Annotated in this window: 16 protein-coding genes and 1 tRNA gene; 6 read left to right on the top strand and 11 right to left on the bottom strand. The window is 61.7% G+C overall.

The genetic code is table 11. The annotated features are described in order from the left end of the window. Positions 1-10 precede the first annotated feature (10 nt). On the top strand, positions 11-949 hold the full coding sequence (gene hutG, locus LOY37_RS16560; protein WP_093381395.1) for a formimidoylglutamase: 939 nt from the start codon (positions 11-13) through the stop codon (positions 947-949). 43 nt (positions 950-992) lie between these two features. Further along, positions 993-2,201 carry a sodium/glutamate symporter gene (gltS, locus tag LOY37_RS16555; RefSeq protein WP_093381397.1) on the top strand — a complete coding sequence of 403 codons (1,209 nt, stop codon included), beginning with the start codon at positions 993-995 and terminating at the stop codon, positions 2,199-2,201. A gap of 33 nt (positions 2,202-2,234) precedes the next feature. On the opposite strand, the gene LOY37_RS16550 is transcribed toward gltS, so the two are convergent. After that, positions 2,235-2,831 carry a LysE family translocator gene (locus LOY37_RS16550; RefSeq protein ID WP_093387475.1) on the bottom strand — a complete coding sequence of 199 codons (597 nt, stop codon included), beginning with the start codon at positions 2,829-2,831 and terminating at the stop codon, positions 2,235-2,237. Between the two features lie 51 nt (positions 2,832-2,882). Beyond that, the gene (locus tag LOY37_RS16545) at positions 2,883-3,719 is read right to left on the bottom strand and encodes an AraC family transcriptional regulator (protein WP_258715298.1); all 837 of its coding nucleotides are present in this window, start codon (positions 3,717-3,719) and stop codon (positions 2,883-2,885) included. 213 nt (positions 3,720-3,932) lie between these two features. On the opposite strand from LOY37_RS16545, the gene nspC reads away from it, so the two are divergent. The 4 genes from nspC to LOY37_RS16525 all read left to right on the top strand — a co-directional run bounded on the left by nspC (position 3,933) and on the right by LOY37_RS16525 (position 7,305). Continuing rightward, positions 3,933-5,030 carry a carboxynorspermidine decarboxylase gene (gene nspC, locus LOY37_RS16540; RefSeq protein WP_045195650.1) on the top strand — a complete coding sequence of 366 codons (1,098 nt, stop codon included), beginning with the start codon at positions 3,933-3,935 and terminating at the stop codon, positions 5,028-5,030. A 27-nt stretch (positions 5,031-5,057) separates the two neighbouring features. Further along, entirely contained in the window at positions 5,058-6,293 is a 1,236-nt protein-coding gene (locus LOY37_RS16535; RefSeq protein ID WP_045194188.1) for a saccharopine dehydrogenase family protein, read from the top strand. 187 nt (positions 6,294-6,480) lie between these two features. Next, positions 6,481-6,957 carry a hypothetical protein gene (locus tag LOY37_RS16530; RefSeq protein ID WP_258715297.1) on the top strand — a complete coding sequence of 159 codons (477 nt, stop codon included), beginning with the start codon at positions 6,481-6,483 and terminating at the stop codon, positions 6,955-6,957. A 273-nt stretch (positions 6,958-7,230) separates the two neighbouring features. Further along, positions 7,231-7,305, top strand: a tRNA-Gln gene (locus LOY37_RS16525). A 49-nt stretch (positions 7,306-7,354) separates the two neighbouring features. Here the strand turns inward: LOY37_RS16525 and LOY37_RS16520 are convergent. The 9 genes from LOY37_RS16520 to LOY37_RS16480 form a co-directional block, all read right to left on the bottom strand. Further along, the gene (locus tag LOY37_RS16520) at positions 7,355-7,786 is read right to left on the bottom strand and encodes an MAPEG family protein (RefSeq protein WP_045194187.1); all 432 of its coding nucleotides are present in this window, start codon (positions 7,784-7,786) and stop codon (positions 7,355-7,357) included. Positions 7,787-7,875: 89 nt separating this feature from the next. Next, entirely contained in the window at positions 7,876-9,141 is a 1,266-nt protein-coding gene (locus LOY37_RS16515; protein WP_258715296.1) for a carbohydrate porin, read from the bottom strand. Between the two features lie 103 nt (positions 9,142-9,244). Then, positions 9,245-11,662 (bottom strand): glucose/quinate/shikimate family membrane-bound PQQ-dependent dehydrogenase, encoded by a 2,418-nt coding sequence (locus LOY37_RS16510; protein WP_258715295.1) that lies wholly within the window; start codon positions 11,660-11,662, stop codon positions 9,245-9,247. Between the two features lie 149 nt (positions 11,663-11,811). Continuing rightward, positions 11,812-13,488 carry an MFS transporter gene (locus LOY37_RS16505; RefSeq protein WP_093381417.1) on the bottom strand — a complete coding sequence of 559 codons (1,677 nt, stop codon included), beginning with the start codon at positions 13,486-13,488 and terminating at the stop codon, positions 11,812-11,814. A gap of 193 nt (positions 13,489-13,681) precedes the next feature. Then, positions 13,682-13,969, bottom strand: a complete 288-nt coding sequence (locus LOY37_RS16500; RefSeq protein WP_258715294.1) for a barstar family protein — start codon at positions 13,967-13,969, stop codon at positions 13,682-13,684. Continuing rightward, positions 13,966-14,379, bottom strand: coding sequence for a hypothetical protein (locus LOY37_RS16495; RefSeq protein ID WP_258715293.1), 414 nt, complete (start codon positions 14,377-14,379; stop codon positions 13,966-13,968). The genes LOY37_RS16500 and LOY37_RS16495 overlap by 4 nt, the downstream gene beginning before the upstream one ends. A gap of 54 nt (positions 14,380-14,433) precedes the next feature. Beyond that, on the bottom strand, positions 14,434-14,835 hold the full coding sequence (locus LOY37_RS16490; RefSeq protein ID WP_258715292.1) for a hypothetical protein: 402 nt from the start codon (positions 14,833-14,835) through the stop codon (positions 14,434-14,436). After that, complete coding sequence (locus tag LOY37_RS16485; RefSeq protein WP_258715291.1) at positions 14,832-15,896, bottom strand: hypothetical protein; 1,065 nt, start codon at positions 15,894-15,896, stop codon at positions 14,832-14,834. The genes LOY37_RS16490 and LOY37_RS16485 overlap by 4 nt, the downstream gene beginning before the upstream one ends. 135 nt (positions 15,897-16,031) lie before the next feature. Beyond that, positions 16,032-16,862: a histidine phosphatase family protein gene (locus tag LOY37_RS16480; protein ID WP_258715290.1), complete on the bottom strand. Its 831-nt coding sequence runs from the start codon at positions 16,860-16,862 to the stop codon at positions 16,032-16,034. Positions 16,863-16,871 lie beyond the last annotated feature (9 nt).

Raw genomic sequence — 16,871 nt, 5'->3', positions numbered from 1 at the left:
GAGTACCCGCATGAACAGCACTACCGCACTGCCGCTCTGGCAGGGCCGCGTCGACGCCGCAGAAGGTACGGCGGCCCTGCGCTGGCACCAATGGGTGCAGCCCTGGGCTGATGACCAACCGGCTGGCAACGCCCTGGTGGGCCTGGCCTGTGACGAAGGGGTGATCCGCAACCAGGGCCGCAGCGGCGCCCGCCAGGGGCCGCCGGCCCTGCGCAAGGCCTTGGCCAACCTGGCCTGGCGTGGCCAGCGCCCGGTTTATGACAGCGGCGACTTCGTCTGCCTCGGTACTGACCTGGAAGGTGCCCAGCAGGCCTATGCCAAGCGGGTGACGCAACTGCTGGGGCAAGGGCATCTGCCGTTGGGCCTGGGCGGCGGGCACGAAATCGCCTATGCCAGTTTTCTCGGCCTGGCTGGCCATTTACGCCAGCAAGAGGCGCAGCCGCGCATCGGCATTCTCAATTTCGATGCCCACTTCGACCTGCGCCACAGCGCCCAGAGCAGCTCCGGCACGCCGTTCCGGCAGATTGCCGAGTACTGCCAGCAGGCCGGCATGGCCTTTGAATACTGCTGCCTGGGCGTCAGCGAGCTGAACAACACCCAGGCCTTGTTCGACCAGGCCCAGCGCCTGAACGTGCGTTATCGCCTCGACCGGCAGATGCAGCCGTGGAATATCGCCGCGCTGGAAACCTTCGTCGATGACTTTCTCAGCGGCATCGACCACCTGTACCTGACCCTCTGCCTGGACGTCCTGCCGGCCAGCCAGGCGCCCGGCGTCAGTGCGCCCTCGGCCCATGGCGTCGAGCTGATGGTGGTCGAGCACCTGGCGCGGCGTGCCAAGGCCAGCGGCAAGTTGCGCATGGCCGACATCGCCGAACTCAACCCCGGTCTTGACCAGGACCAACGCACCGCGCGCATTGCTGCGCGGCTGCTGGCCAGCCTGGTCGACTGAAATCCACAACCCCTATCCAACTATAAAAAGAAGAGTGTTAACCATGCTGACCCTGCAACTCGATGCTCTGACCACCGTCGCCCTGGCGCTCCTGCTGCTGGCGATGGGTGCGCAACTGAAGAAGCACAGCTACTGGCTGCGCCAGCTCTGTGTCCCGGCGCCGGTCATCGGCGGTTTTGGCTTTGCCCTGGTGGTGTGGCTGCTGCGTGACCAGCAGTGGCTGGACATCAAGCTCGACACCGCCATGCAAACGCCGCTGATGGTGGCGTTCTTCACCACCGTCGGCCTGGGCGGCAGCCTTGGCCTGCTGCGCCAGGGCGGCAAGATCCTGTTCATCTACCTGGGTGCCTGCTGGGGCCTGGCGCTGCTGCAGAACCTGGTCGGCGTGGGCATGGCCAAGGCCCTGGGCATCGACCCGCTGCTGGGGATCATGGCCGGCGCCGTGTCGCTGGAAGGTGGCTTTGGCGCCGCCGCAGCCTTTGGCCCGATCGCCGAGAGCCTCGGCACGGTCGGCGCCACTACAGCCGCGCTGGCCTCGGCGACCTTCGGCATGGTTGCCGGTGGCCTGCTCGGCAGCCCGGTGGCGCGCTACCTGATCGAACGCAAGAAACTGGTGGTACAGGCAGACCAGGTCGATGCCCTGCAAGCCCTGGAAAAAGCCAATGAAACCCCCGTTGTCAGCATTGATACGCCGGTGCTGCTGCGCTTGCTGACCTGCATGTTGGTGATCATGGTGCTCGGCTTCTGGATCGGCGATGCGCTGAAGGCGCACCTGGGCATCGTCCTGCCGGTGTACGTCGGCGCCATGTTCGTCGCCATCCTGGCGCGCAACTTCAACGACCGCGCACGGGTCATCGAGATTCCCGACAATGCCGTCAGCACCCTGGGCGACATCAGCCTGGGCATGTTCCTGACCATGGCGATGATGAGCCTGAAGTTCTGGGAGCTGGAGCAACTGGGCCTGCCGCTGCTGGTGATCCTGGTGGTGCAAGTGCTGATCATGGTGCTGCTGTGCATCTTCGTCTTGTTCCGCCTGTTCGGCGGCAACTACGACGCGGCGGTGCTGTGCGCCGGCTACATGGGCCATGGCCTGGGCGCGACGCCGAACGCGGTGGCCAACATGGGCGCGATCTGCGACCACTACAAGGTGTTCTCGTACAAGGCCTTCATCATCGTGCCGCTGTGCGGGGCGGTGCTGATCGACATCGTCGCCTTGCCGCTGATTACCTGGTTCATCAACGCCTTCAGTTGATGGCCCGAGGCGGGGCGCAAGGCCCCGCCGTGGCTATCCCAGCACCGCCAGCCAGGCCGAGGCAATCAGCAGCAGCGCCAACAGCTGGTTGAAGCGCCGGGCCTTTTGCGGCGAGCGCAGCAAGCGTGCGCTACCGACGCCCATCAGCGCCCAACTGGTCATGCACGGCAGGGCGATGAGCAGAAACAAGAGCGCCAGTTGCAGCCTGTCCTGCAACGGGTTCGCGCTGGCGCTGCTGAAAACCCCGAGCACCGCGACCGCCATCAACCACACCTTGGGGTTGATCAACTGCAACAGTGCCGCGTCCCGGGCCCGCAGGTCTCGGGGGCTGTCGGGGCTGGCCAGCGGTGCTGCGCCAGCATTGAGCAATTGCCAGCCCAGCCAGCTCAACCAGGCCACGCCGAGCCAAGTCATCAGTTGCTGCACTCGCGGGTAGGCCAGCAGCACTTCACCCAGCCCCAGGCCGACCAGCAGCACCACTAGCGCGGCGGCCAGGCAGGCGCCGAGTATCAGCGGCAGGGTCGCGCGCAAACCGAAGCGCGCGCCATGGCCGAGGATCAGGATATTGGTCGGCCCAGGCGTGATACTGGCGACAAAAGCGAACAGGGCGAAAGGCAGCAGGTTGGGCAACATGATCGGACTCCAGTGCAGGGGAGCCCCATGTTCCCGGCTGGTGGGCTTTCAGTCTGGAAGCTTTGCGCAGCGGCGGCGGTAATCGGCAGGTGTGAGCCGGTAGGCGCGGCGAAACCAGCGGCCCAGGTGGCTCTGGTCGGCAAAGCCGAGGGCGGCGGCGACCACTGCCGGGCTGTCGCCACGGGCCAGCCAGCGGCGCGCCTTGGCCAGGCGCAGCTGGATCAGGTAGGCATGGGGCGCCAGGCCAAAGGCACTCTTGAAGGCACGGTTGAGGCGAAAGCGATCGACCTGGCAGGCCTGGGCCAGCTCCACCAGGCCAATGTCCTCGCAGTAATGCGCGTGCAGATACTCGCGGGCCCTGCGCGCCACCTGCGGCAGGCGCGGGTCGGGGTCGATGCGTTTGCGCCACAGGGTATGGCGGGTCATGCAGCCGAGCAGCTCGTCCATTGCCGTCTGCCGGAGCATTTTCAGCTCACCGCCATGCAACGCCTGAAAGGCCCGGGCAATGGCCCCGCACAGCTGCGGGTCGGCGCTCAAGGTGTCGGCAAAACTGGGCTGGCTAGCCGCTGGCGCCTGCTCGAACAATGCTTGCAGCTCGCGCTCCAGCCACTGCGGGTCGAGGTACAGCATCGAGTAGGTGAAGCCGTCCTCAGTTGGCGCATGGCCGTCGTGCAGTTCCCCAGGTTCGAGCATAAATACCTTGCCCGGCGTGCTGAAGTGCTGCAACTGGCGGCAATGAAACTGCTGCACGCCTTGCTCGGTGACCCCGATCAGGTAACTGTCATGCCAGTGCGGGTCATAGGCGTGGCCCTTGAAATGCGCGCGCACCGATTCGATGCCGGTGTCGGCGTCCTGGGCGAGATCGATCCAGTTGTGGCTGGGCACGGCGGGCTCCGGGCAGTGAGGCATGCACGACCATAACCCGTTTATGCGGCGGGGTTTAGAACAATTGTGCGCGCAGCTTACATCGGCAACGCGCTTCGAATGATCAAAAAATGACCGCCGATCCAGGGAAAAGCGCTTTTGCTCTTTCGACTTGAGACAAGGGAAGGCACAATGCGTGTCCTTTTTTTGGCCGGCCTGGCCGGGGGCCTCGAAATGATCAAAACGCCGTACTACCTCATCGACAAAACCAAGCTGCTGCGCAACATGGAAAAGATCGCCTATGTGCGCGAGCAGTCCGGGGCCAAGGCCCTGCTGGCACTCAAGTGCTTCGCCACCTGGTCGGTGTTCGACCTGATGGAGCAGTACATGGACGGCACTACCTCGTCGTCGCTGTACGAGCTCAAGCTCGGCCGCCAGAAGTTCGCCGGCGAGGCCCACGCCTACAGCGTGGCCTGGGCCGACGATGAAATCGAAGAGATGCTCGACAACTGCGACAAGATCATCTTCAACTCCATCGGCCAGCTCGAGCGTTTTGCCGAACAGTCTGAAGGCAAGGTCCGCGGCCTGCGCGTCAACCCGCAGGTGAGCAGCTCCGACTACCTGCTGGCCGACCCGGCGCGCCCGTTCAGCCGCCTGGGCGAGTGGGACCCGGTGAAGGTCGAGGCCGTCATCGAGAAGATCTCCGGTTTCATGTTCCACAACAACTGCGAGAACGGCGACTTCGGCCTGTTCGACCAGATGCTGTGCACCATCGAAGAGCGCTTCGGTCACCTGCTGCACAAGGTCGAGTGGGTCAGCCTTGGCGGCGGTATCCACTTCACCGGCGAAGGCTATGCAATCGACGCCTTCTGCGCGCGCCTGAAAGCCTTCTCCGAGAAGTACGGCGTGCAGGTTTACCTGGAGCCGGGCGAAGCGGCGATCACCCAGAGCGCCTCGCTGGAAGTTACCGTGCTCGACACCCTCTACAACGGCAAGCACCTGGCCGTGGTCGACAGCTCGATCGAAGCGCACATGCTCGACCTGCTGATCTACCGCCTGAACGCCAAGCTGGCGCCAAGCGAGGGCGAACACACCTACATGGTATGCGGCAAATCCTGCCTCGCCGGCGACATTTTCGGCGAATACCAATTCGATCGTCCGCTGGCCATCGGCGATCGGCTGTCGTTTGTTGACGCAGCGGGTTACACCATGGTCAAGAAAAACTGGTTCAACGGCCTGAAAATGCCGTCCATCGTAGTGAAACAACTCGACGGTAGTGTCGAGCTGGTTCGTGAGTTTGGTTTCGAAGACTACTTGTCCAGCCTGTCGTAAGCTGGCAGTAAAGGAGAGCAAGAGAAATTGAAGAAGAACGTTCTTATCATTGGTGCAGGAGGTGTCGCCAAGGTGGTGGCCCACAAGTGCGCGCAGCACAACGACGAACTCGGTCGTATTGCTATCGCGTCGCGCAACATCTCCAAATGCCAGGCCATCATCGACAGCGTCAAGGCCAAGGGTAGCCTCAAGCAGCCCGCAGAAATCAAGGCCTTCGCGCTGAATGCGCTGGACGTCGAAGCGACCAAAGCGCTGATCCGCGAAACCGAATCGCAAATCGTCATCAACGTCGGTTCCGCTTTCCTCAACATGTCGGTGCTGCGTGCCTGCATCGATACTGGCGTGGCCTACCTGGACACCGCCATTCACGAAGAACCGGGCAAGATCTGCGAGACGCCGCCCTGGTATGGCAACTACGAGTGGAAACACCTCGAAGAGTGCCAACAAAAGAACGTTACCGCCATTCTTGGCGTGGGCTTCGATCCGGGCGTGGTCAACGCCTATGCCGCCCTGGCCAAGCAACAGTATTTCGACAGCATTGATTCGATCGACATCCTCGACGTCAATGCCGGATCCCATGGCAAGTACTTTGCCACCAACTTCGACCCGGAAATCAACTTCCGCGAGTTCACCGGGCAGGTGTGGAGCTGGCAGAACAGCCAGTGGACCAGCAACACCATGTTCGAAGTCAAGCGTACCGACGACCTGCCGGTAGTCGGCTCGCAGAACCTGTACCTGACCGGCCACGACGAAGTGCACTCGCTGTCGAAGAATCTCGACGTGCCGAACGTGCGTTTCTGGATGAGCTTCGGCGAGCACTACATCAACGTCTTCACCGTGCTGAAAAATCTTGGCCTGCTCAGCGAGCAACCGGTCAAGACCGCCGAAGGCCTTGAAGTAGTACCGCTCAAAGTGGTCAAGGCCGTGCTGCCGGATCCTGCCTCGCTGGCACCGGGTTACACCGGCAAGACCTGCATCGGCGACCTGGTCAAGGGCACCAAGGACGGCCAGCCGCGCGAAGTGTTCATCTACAACGTAGCGGACCACGAAGAGGCCTACGCCGAAACCGACAGCCAGGGTATTTCCTACACCGCAGGCGTACCACCCGTAGCAGCAGCGCTGCTGGTTGCCCGTGGCGAGTGGGACGTGCAGCGCATGGTCAACGTCGAGGAGCTGCCAGCCGAGCCATTCCTCAAGGCACTGGATGTGATGGGCCTGCCGACTCGGGTTAAAGACGAGAACGGCGACCGTCCGTGGAACTGAGAACGTTCAAGTCCCAGTAAAAGCCAGGTGCGTCGGCAAGGGCGCACTTGGTTCTGCTCAGCTATTTCCCTCTCTCTATTGATATCGAAGTATGGCATCATATAGCCACCAATTATTTCTATCAGTATCTCCTGCTTCGTACGCCTGTTACATTGCCTTCTCCTGCTCTAACTAAGTGGAGAAACCTATGAGCGTAAGCAACTTTCAGTGGCCCGCTATCAGTAAAGCGAAACCAAAAAATATTACCCAGGGCGCGATTACTGGCCAGTACCGGATTGAAAACGAAGCGCTTGAGAGCTTTCGCTATAATGAACAGGTTGAGTATTTTCCTGACCCTCTAGGCGTTTTTGCTTATTTCATACACCAGGCGGATAACAAGCCCTTTCGTCTATTTTTCATGAGGTTTCCGGACGGGGCGGCGGCAGGTACGCACTATTCTCTCGCTCCATCAGCTGGAACCAATGAAGGCGTAGCCAGGTTCACTCTCTACGACACAGATCCACGCGGCGACGATTACGTAAGTCAATCGGGAAGTGTGTATTTTGATGAGCTAACAAGCACCAAGGCTTATGGCACCCTGCAGATGACAGCAAAGTCTGACGATGGCCGGACGCTCGTTTTAACGGAAGGTAAGTTCACGATCGATATTCTCCCTGCCTCATGAACCCCTGTGTTTGCTTGGGGCGGGCTGAGAGGTGCTGTTGCGTCATCCGGGGTGAACGGTCGAGGCGCCGACCTGGCGCCTCGACTCAGAGTAAGTGGCTGTTTTAACAACAATTTGTTTGCCTGGGGGCTTCCCAAATGCAATCAAGTTTGTTAAATTGCCGGCCATTCTTGCAACGGCCTTCACCGGCTGGCAGCGCAGGCCCGCAACTTCTCAGGTTGCACCACGCTGCATCATCGCAAGCGAGTGTCAGGCACTCATCGCTACAGCTACAGGGGCGTCGCCAAGCGGTAAGGCAGCAGGTTTTGATCCTGCCATGCGTTGGTTCGAATCCAGCCGCCCCTGCCATTTTCTCGTTGCAAATTCCCAATACTTAAGAACTTCCTGGCAAGCCCGATCAGAAATGCCGCAGGGCGCCCATGCTGACCAGCGCTGCCATCGCCAACAGGCAGACGATTGCCACGGCGTAGGCGATCGTGCGCCACGGTTGCCAGCGGGCCAGAAAGCACAGCGTGTGCAGCAGGCGGGCGACGGTGAACAACAGCATCAGCCCGGCCGTGAGCATGAGCGGTGGGTTGAATACCAGGCACAGCGCGCCGAGCACGAAAAACAGCGGAATGTTCTCCAGATCGTTGGCCCAGGCCTGAGCCGCACGGGCGACTTGCGGCAGTTCCTCGGCGCTCGGCGGGCGGCCGACCAGGCCGGCGTCTTCGGGGTTCTTGAAGGTCAGGCGGCTGATGCGATAGAAGCCCTGGTAGCAGGAGATCGCCAGCATCTTCACAAACAGCACGACCACGCACAGCGCGTAGATGGAAAGCAGCGTATTCATCTTCAATCCTTGAAAACCGGGAGCGCGATCATCGCCCGGATTGCCCGGGCGCGTATAGACCAACCGGCGCTCACCGGTGTCAGCAAGGCTCAGAACGTGGCTTTGACCTGCAGGCCGAACACCAGCGCGTTGTCGATGTTCTCAGCGGAAAACGCCCCCGGCTCGATGATGTATTGCACATCCGGGCGCAGGGTCAGCCACGGGGTGGCCTGGTAGCCGTAGCTCAGTTCAATCAACTGCTCGGCGCTGTCCAGGTAGGGGTAGGCAACCCCTGCGGCCACGGCGGCGTCTTGCTGCACATCACGGCTGCGCGGGTTGGGCACGGCGCGGCCATAGCCGAAGGCAAGCGTGTCACGCGGGCGGCCTTCGAACGGCTTGTACAGCACCACGCCTGCGCCATACCACTTGCTGAATGGCGAGGCGGCGGCGCTGGCGGCCGAGTACTGGCCAAAGGCATGCAGGCTGCGGCCCTCGGAGCTCTGCGAGGCCCAGACGGCCTGGTCCACCAGCAGGTAATGGCCGCTGCGGCCGGACACCTCTTTGTCGCTGCCGATGCGTTTCACATCGGAGCTGTCGTAGTAATAACCGAGCTTGTACTCACCCGGCAGTTCGCCGGCCAGCTTGTACACCAGCTCCACCGGAACCACGGTGCCGGTGGTGTGCCTGGGGCCCAGGTGCCAGGCGCGGCTGGAGTTGCCGTTGCTTTCGGGGTCGACGTTGAACGCCGCCACGCGCAGTTGCCAGGCCGGCGACAGGTCGTATTTGACCCGCACGCCCAGGTGCGCGTTGGGGTAGTTGGTCCAGCCGCTGCCGCCGGACATGTTCAGCGGATGGCCGCAGAAACCGGCGTTCATGAAGTTGCAGAGGATGCCGCTGTCGAGGCCTCCGAGGTCGTTGCCCATGGCCATGTAGCCGAGTTTGACGTTCAGCGCCGGGGTGAACAGGGTGCGCTCGTAGCTCAGTTCAGTCAGGCGGGTGTAAAGGCCGCCGTAGTTTTCCTGGATCGGCAGGCGGTTGCCCACCAGGTCTTCGGAGGCGCTGTTGCCGCGGCGGTCGTTGATCGTCAGCTGGACTTTGCCGCCGTTGTCCAGGCCGTACAGCTTGCCCAGGTCGAACTGCACGCCCAGCTTGAGGTTCTGCGAGTAACGCGCCGAGCGGTGCAGGCCGCCATCGGCGTTGTAGGCGGTTTCGCCGCTGTAGTCGCCAGTGAACTTGATGCCCTGTTCGTCGAGCTGATGGCGCAGGCCGCCCCAGTCGCCGGTCAGGGTATTGCGGGTCATCAGGTCGTCGGCCAGGGCCGTGGTGCTGGCCAGGGCCAGGAGCAGGGCAGGGGTGATGCGAGAAGCGCGGGGCATTGCGGGGTATTCCTGGGAGTTCGGTAAAAGTCCCATCGCGGGTCAAGCCCGCTCCCACAGCTTCTGTGGGAGCCGGCTTGACCCGCGATGGGGGCGATGCGATTTACGGCAGCGCGTAGGCCATTACATAGTCGCCACGGTCCGTCGACTGACGCGCACCACCGGCGGTGATGACCACGTATTGCTTGCCGGTTTTCGGCGACACATAGGTCATCGGGCCGCCCTGGCTGCCGACCGGCAGGCGGGCTTTCCACACTTCTTCACCGTTGGCGCTGTTGAAGGCGCGCAGGTAGAAGTCCTGGGTGCCGGCGATAAACACCAGGCCGCCCTGGGTCGACAGGGTGCCGCCGAGGGTCGGCAGGCCAACCTTGATCGGCAGGTGCATGCGGATGCCCAGTGGGCCGGTGTCTTCGACGGTGCCGACCGGCACTTGCCAGGCAACCTTGCGGGTCTTCATGTCGATGGCAGTGAGGGTGCCGAAGGGCGGCGCCTGGCACGGAATGCCGGCCACCGACAGGAAGCGGTTCTTGTTCACCGCATACGGCGTGCCCTTGAGCGGTACCGCGCCCATGCCGGTGTTCAGCGCTTCACCCCCGGAGGCGGCCTGGCCCTTGTTCTGCGACGGGATCATCTGAATCCACAGGCCCAGGCGCATGTCGTTGACGAAGATAAAACCATGCACCGGGTCGGTGGAGATGCTGCCCCAGTTCATGCCACCCAGCGAGCCCGGGAAGCTCAGCGACAGGTCGGTGCCCGGTGCGGTGTACAGGCCGTCGTAGCGCATCTTCTTGAAGTCGATGCGGCACAGCAGCTGGTCATACGGGGTGGCGCCCCACATGTCCGACTCGGTCAGTTGCTGGGCGCCGATCTGCGGCATGCCCACCGATTTAGGCTGGGTCGGCGAGTACGGCTCGCCGGGGATGTTGCCCGGTTTGACCGGGGTCTCGACTACTTCGGTCAGCGGCTTGCCGCTGGCGCGGTCGAGCACGTAGATCTGCCCGGCCTTGGTGCCGATGACCAGCGCCGGCACCGACTGACCGTCGGCCTTGGTGAAGTCGATCAGGCTTGGCTGCATCGGCAGGTCAAAGTCCCAGAGGTCGTTGTGCACGGTCTGGTACACCCACTTCTCTTCGCCGCTGGTCGCGTCCAGGGCCAGCACCGAAGCGCCGTACTTGTGGTTCAGCTCGGTACGCTCGACGCCATAGATGTCGGTGGACGAGCTGCCCATCGGCAGGAACAGGGTGTTCATCGCCGGGTCATAGGACATCGGTGCCCAGCTGTTGGGGGTGCTGCGCACGTAGGTGTTGTCGCCCGTCGGCGCATTGCGATCTTGCGGGTTGCCCGGGTCGAAGGCCCAGCGCATCTGCCCGCTGATCACGTCAAAGCCGCGGATCACACCGCCTGGCATGTCGGTCTGGACGTTGTCGGCGACCCGGCCGCCGACCACCACCGTGGTGCCGGCCATCAGCGGCGCCGAAGACAATTGGTAGAACGCGTCCGGGACATTGCCCAGGCCGGCCTTGAGGTCGACCTGGCCATTGTTGCCAAAGCCCTGGCAGAACTCACCGGTGTCGGCGTCGACCGCGATCAGGCGGGCGTCAATGGTGTTGGTCAGCAGGCGGCGCTGGCAGTTGGCACCGGCCGGCACGCTGGCGGCGATGATCGGGGTGCTGTTGGGCTGGGTCGGTTGGGCGATCGGCGCGCTGGCATCGAAATAGGCCATGCCGCGGCAACGCTGCCAGACTGCCGACTTGGCGTTGATCGGGTTCTTCCACAGCTCTTTGCCGGTGTCGGCATCGAGGGCGATCAGGTTGTTGTGCGGGGTGCAGATGAACACCTTGTTGCCAACCTGCAGCGGCGTCAGCTGGTCTTCGGCACCGTTGCCATCGCTGATGGCGACGTCACCGGTGTGGTAGGTCCAGGCCACTTTCAGCTTGTCGACGTTGCTGCGGTTGATCTGGTCCAGGGCGGCGAAGCGGCTACCGCCTTCGCTGTTGCCGTAGTGGGCCCAGTCTTTTTGCGCGTTGGCCGGGTCGACCGCAGTCAGGCCCGGGCCGTCACCGGTGGGGGCAACGCTTGGGTGGGCGACGAACATATTGCCGGCCGCCACCGCCAGGGCGATTGCCAGCACTGCGGCCAGGCCATAGGCACCACGGCCTGGCGTGCCGCCGGCGGCACGCTTGAGCAGCGGGTACACCAGCGTCACCGCCAGGCCCATCGCGGCGAACATGAACAGGCGCGAGAACAGCGGCCAGAACACCAGGCCGACATCGGCCACGGCCCAGATCGCGGTGCCGAGCACAAAGGCGGCAAACAGCCAGGCCCCGGCCAGTTTGCGGCGGGCGATCAGCAGCCCGGAAAGCGCCATCAGCAGGCCGCCGAGCAGGAAGTACCAGGAACCACCGAGGCTGACCAGCTTCACGCCACCGGCGGCGAGCGCAAGGCCGAGCAGGGCGATGATCACGCCCAGGCCAACCAGGATGAATGTTGAGGCGCCGTTGGCGCGCGGTGAGTGCGTCATATCGAAAAGAACTCGAAGGGGGGAGTGGCCGAATGTTATACCCTTAGCAAGCTAATTAACAAGTTGGTACATAATTCGGCAAGGGCTGCATTGGCGCTGAAATCAGGGCAAATGCCCTCTCCCGCTGGGGGAGAGGGCGGGTATCAGACTTAAGTATCAGTGATGTCGCGGTCCTTGGTTTCCGGCAGGAAGAAGGTGCCGAGAATCGCCGTCATCACCGCGATGACGATCGGGTACCAAAGCCCGTAGTAGATGTCGCCGGTGGCGGCGACCATGGCAAAGGCCACGGTTGGCAGGAAGCCGCCGAACCAGCCGTTGCCGATGTGGTAGGGCAGTGACATCGAGGTGTAGCGGATGCGCGTGGGGAACAGCTCCACCAGCCAGGCGGCGATCGGCCCGTAGACCATGGTCACGTAGATCACCAGGATGGTCAGCAGCAGCAACACCATCGGGTAGTTGGTCTTGGCCGGGTCGGCTTTTTCCGGGTAGCCGGCATCTTTCAGGGCCGTGCCCAGGGTAGCGATGAAGGCGTCGTTCTGCGCCTTGAAATCGGCGGCCGGCATGCCGGTGCCTTCAAAGCTTTGCAGCACCTTGTCGCCAATATGGATCTGCGCGACGCTGCCCGGTTCTGCCTTGACGTTGGCGTAGGGGATGGCTTTTTTCGCCAGCACGCTCTTGGCCAGGTCGCAGGAGCTGGTGAATTTGGCCTTGCCCACCGGGTCGAACTGGAACGAGCACTGGTTGGGGTCGGCCACCACCGTCACCGGGTTCTTCTCCTGGGCGATGAACACGTCGGGGTTACCGTATTCGGTCAGCGCCTTGAAGATCGGGAAGTAGGTCAGCGCGGCGATGATGCAGCCGGCCATGATGATGCCCTTGCGGCCGATGCGGTCCGAAAGGCTGCCGAACAGGATGAAGAACGGCGTACCGATCAGCAGTGAACCGGCAATCAGCAGGTTGGCGGTCTGCGGGTCGATCTTGAGCATCTGCAACAGGAAGAACAGCGCGTAGAACTGCCCGGTGTACCACACCACCGCCTGGCCGGCGGTGCCGCCGAGCAGGGCCATGATGACGATCTTGAGGTTGTCCCAGCGGGCGAACGACTCGGTCAGCGGCGCCTTCGAGGCCTTGCCCTCGGCCTTCATCTTCTGGAACACCGGCGACTCGCTCAGTTGCAGGCGGATGTACACCGAGACGATCAGCAGCAGGATCGACAGCAAAAACGGGATCCGCCAGCCCCAGGCCTCGAACGCCTCGGTGCCGAGAATGGTTCGGCAGGCGAGGATCACCAGCAGCGACAGAAACAGCCCCAGGGTGGCGGTGGTCTGAATCCACGAGGTGAAGTAACCGCGCTTGCCCTTGGGCGCATGCTCGGCGACGTAGGTCGCGGCACCGCCGTACTCACCGCCCAGGGCCAGGCCCTGGAGCAGGCGCAGGGTGATCAGGATGACCGGCGCGGCCACGCCGATGGTGGCGTAGTCGGGTAGCAAACCAACCACGGCGGTGGAGATACCCATGATCACGATGGTGATCAAAAAGGTGTACTTGCGCCCGATCATGTCCCCCAGCCGGCCGAACACAATCGCGCCGAACGGCCGTACGGCAAAGCCTGCGGCGAAGGCGAGGAGGGCGAAGATGAACGACGTGGTCTCGTTGACCCCGGCAAAGAAGTGCTTGGCGATGATCGCGGCGAGCGAGCCGTAGAGGTAGAAGTCATACCACTCGAACACCGTGCCCAGGGAGGAGGCGAAAATCACCTTGCGCTCTTCCTTGGTGATCCCGCGTTTGGGCGCGCTGCCCGTGGTTGTATTGTCGATTGCCGCCATGAGTCTTCTCCGTCTTGTGCTTGTAGGCCGGAGTTCCCACTGTCCTTGCCGCACCCAGGCCTTAGGGTGATGTCATCGGATTGCGCAAATCATGAACACAGACTGACGGCCTCGCATTGCTGCAAGGTTTCTTGAAGCATAATCAGGTTTGTCTGGATATCCACTCGCCAGCATCAGCGAGTGTGGGGATCACTCACTCGAACAGCACTTCAGAGGCCATTTGCGGATACTCGGCCTGCAGCGTGGCCAGGCACTTCTGCATCAGTTCGGCGTCTTTGGGCAAGCGCCTGGCAAAAGCCTCCCAGCCACTGAGCTGCAACTGTTGAGGCATCTGCACAAGTCCGGTAATCGCATCCCAGAAGGCATCCCAGTTACAGCCATACCAATCGGGAAAGCCGAGCGCGTCCCTTAACAGGTGATGCAATTGCCTGGCGCTGGTCACCTGGCCCAGATCAATCCTTACCACCTGCACGCGGCTCAATTGAAATGCCCCAGGTAGGTGAGCGTGGCGGTGCTTTGTGGCTGGCGCGATTGGGAGTGATCTGCTGAGCGGCGGTCGCCGAAAATGGCGTTGTCGCCGACGATGATGAAGTGACTGAAAGCGTCCAGAGACCGGGAACACAATTGCGCTTTCTGCGCCTCGTCGGCCATCAGGCTCTGCACATATTCCAGCGACTCATTCAGCTCGACGAAGTCCGAATCCATGAACCACTCAAGCTCCTGGGCAAGCTGCCAGGACGGATTGCGATCTTCCCAGGCGGCGAATTCGGCAGCACTCGCGCTGGCGGGCGGCTCGGGTTGCCATTGCTCGAAAGCGAACTGGCGGGCGTGCGTTTCGCTTTCGAAGGTGGCGGCGAAGAGGTGGAAGGGGTAGTAGCCTGAATTGTCCATAATCTGCCTTGCTGGCTGGCCGGAAAGGGGCTGCAGGTTACCAGTGATCGGTAGTTAATTTTTGCCGAGTTCGTAGGCACCGATGGCCAAGAGCATAAATGCAAAGCCGGTAAACCCCAGCCAGATTGCAATGATCATCCGGCGCCTGAGCCCTGGCGGCAAATTATCCATCGTGCCTGCATCGAGATGGCCCCTGCGAACATGCAGCTTTGGCCAGATCACCACGCCGCAGGCCGACCATACCAAGTAACAACGCGACTTGAAGCTTGCAGTGCCCCATAGGTTCTTCTGGCGCTCGAACCAGGGGTTGCCTTGTATTGCCTCAATCAAAAGGTCGAAATCACGGCTCAAGGCGACGTAGGCATTCATCGCCATTGCAGATAGCATCAACAGAAAAGGCGTTGATAAAAACACCAGTTGCACGCCGGGCATCCAGGTTCGCGGATCTTCTGTCATGGTTGTGTCCAGTCGTAAATCAAATCGCCCATTAGCTCACCACCTTTACTTAAGCCCAACCCCCCAATTAGCGACCCACCCCCGACCAGAACTATCCCACAAACGGGTACACCCAATCCGGCGCTTGCTACGGCAAACACACCGCATACGGCGGCGGCAGTAGCGATTCCAGCTTTGGCGCCGAAGGATCCACCAATAAGCCCACCGGCAAAACTACCCGACGCGGTAAAGCGGATTCTTTTGCACTCATCCGTCTCCCCAACCCGACAAGCATCGCGCACCGTCAGCCATGACGCCGTCCCACCCAGGCCAATCCCGACATACCCACCATACTTGAGGTACTTGGCTGTCTTCGCCACCTGCTCCAGATGCGTCGCATACCCCTGAATCTGCCCGGCCCCGCCGGCACGGTTCCAGTGGTGTACCAGGCTGCGGGTCGAAATGCCCAGGTCCTTGCGCAAGCTGTCGTAGCTGCCAAGATTCAGCTGCTTGTTCAAAAAGGCACTCTTGAGCTGCGCGTCGAGCTGCAAGTACAGCCGCTGGCGGGCATTGAAAAAATCCGTGCTGTTCAAGCGGCCGTTGCGGCTGAACTCGCGCTGGTGCAGTTGCTCGATGCTGCGCAAGGTTGCTTCGACCTGGCGCAAGCCCTTTTCCAGCATGTCCTTGCCCACGCCCATGGCCTGGCTCGCCCCGGCGGACAGCCCGGCAATCTCGGCCTGATGGCGCATCATGAAATTGGCTTCCTCAGCACTCAGCGCAGCCAGGCTTTCGCGCACCTGCGCGGCGGCCGTCATCAGTTCGGCCTCTTCGCGGGTGCAGGCGCTGGTGATGTCCGGGTCACCGATGACGAAGATTTCCCCGGCTTTAAAGCCTGTGGCAAAGGTCGGGTTAAGCCTTTGCAATCGAGCGATCAGTTGAGGCCCTTGTTGCGCCGTCAGCAGGGCCAGCACCTGGGTGCCTGACATGCTGCGCGGCACGATGTAAAAGCCTGGCTGCAAGGTGGAACTGGTGGCGGTTATCGCCGGAGCAGGGGATAAAACGGAAGAGGTCGTCCTTGTCATGCGCAGGTTCCTTGGGCAAAGAGGCCCGGAACCTAGCACTGGCATTCACGCCTTGATGCACCGCTGGACGGAATCGGAAACGTCCCACGGTAAAATCGGATTCACCTAAAGCCAACGAAAATGCCTGGCCAACAACTAAACCTGCATATTCAACTTTGTCAGGGTGACGTTCTTGAACAGATCATCCTCTATCAACTCCGACACACCGCCTGCAGACATTTTGAACGAGATAAACGCCATGCTCTCGACCGGCACGCGTTGTAACGCGCTAATCAGGAAACTGGCGGCAAAGCCGTGGGTTACGATAATTGCGCATTCAACCTCAGCATCCAGCGTTGCGACAAAGTCGTAAATTCGACGTGCGAATTGCCGACGGGTTTCAGCCCCGTCGCAGATGGCATGGTCCATGCGCTCGCCGGGTTTCTCGGCGCAAGGTTTCATGATGCTGTCATGCAGCGCCTGGTCCATGCCCTCATGACTGCCGAACGACATCTCGCGCAACCGTGCGTCGAGGCTCGGCTCAAGCCTCAGGGCATCGGCAACTATTGTTGCGGTCTCTTTACAACGCAGCAGGTCAGAAGAGTAAATTGCCGGGCTTTTTGAAAACCCCTGAGCGGAAAAAAACCTGGCCAGAGCCTGGGCCTGTTCAATGCCTTTAGGTGTTAGCCTGGAATCAAACCAGCCGCCGACAAGGTTATCGATGTGATGTTGCGCCTGTCCGTGGGTAACAATGTAATACCGCTTCATAGGTAGTTCACTTTTCTTCCATTCGTAAGTGTTCGCTGACAGGCCGGCGATTGTGCCAGAACAGGCAGTTTGCGGCGATAAAGCGACGCAAGTACGACGCAACACGGACAAAAAACGCATGCCCCGGACAGATCGCGCAGCGATTCGCCAATCCGGGCTTTTTGCAATATTCAGTTGCAGGTCAGCCCGCAATAGTAGCCAGCCCAACGTCACTTCCATGAGGCTGCA

It is taken from the genome of Pseudomonas sp. B21-012 (assembly GCF_024749305.1).
Lineage (GTDB): Bacteria > Pseudomonadota > Gammaproteobacteria > Pseudomonadales > Pseudomonadaceae > Aquipseudomonas.
The sequence above is the reverse complement of the archived record's forward strand: the minus strand, read 5'-3'. Positions and strand labels throughout refer to the sequence as shown.